The organism is Mesorhizobium sp. M7A.F.Ca.ET.027.03.2.1 (genome assembly GCF_003999175.1).
In the GTDB taxonomy this organism is placed as follows: Bacteria; Pseudomonadota; Alphaproteobacteria; order Rhizobiales; family Rhizobiaceae; genus Mesorhizobium.
Genome location: NZ_RZOM01001728.1, coordinates 1 through 666 on the forward strand (window position 1 = coordinate 1; position 666 = coordinate 666).

Consider the following 666-nt stretch of genomic DNA (forward strand, 5'->3'; position numbering starts at 1 on the left):
CGACCAGTGCCGCGCGAGCCGCCGGATCGCCAGGCGGCGCCGGCTCGGTCGTTTCCAGCACCGTCATCAGGTCGTCGGCGTCGAGCGGGTTCAATCGCACCACCTGACAGCGCGACCGGATTGTCGGCAGCAGGCTGCCCGGCGCGTGGACAATCAGGATGAACAGCGTCCGTGCCGGCGGCTCTTCAAGATTTTTCAGCAACGCATTGGCCGCATTGGTGTTCATGTCGTCGGCGGGGTCGACGATGACGACCCGATAGCTGCCGTCGTGCGAGGTCAGCGACAGGAAGCGGCTGACCTTGCGTATCTCATCCACGGTGACGACTGTCTTGAAACTCTTGGTCTTGTCGTTCAGCGGCCGGGTCAGATGCAGCACGGAAGGATGCGCCCCGGTGGCGATCTGGCGAAACAGCGACGAAGCCGGATCGGGAGCGGCAAGGCTTTCCGGCGCCTGCGCAAAATCGGGGTGCTTCAACAGATGATGCGCAAGATGGAAGGCCAGTGTCGCCTTGCCGATGCCGATCGGTCCGGAGAAGATCAGCGCATGAGGCAGCTTGCCCGCCCGATAGGCAGCGGTGAGCACGCCCGCAGCCTGGCTGTGCCCAACCAGAAGGGGCGTTTCGGCGGGCTCCGGCACGCCGTCCAGCGTGTCGTGCTGCTCGGGTG

1 protein-coding gene is annotated in these 666 nt (G+C 65.2%); it reads right to left on the reverse strand.

The annotated features are described in order from the left end of the window. Nucleotides 1–666 (reverse strand): DNA polymerase III subunit delta' (locus EN750_RS37690; protein ID WP_127399494.1); only part of this gene is annotated, 666 nt, incomplete at both ends.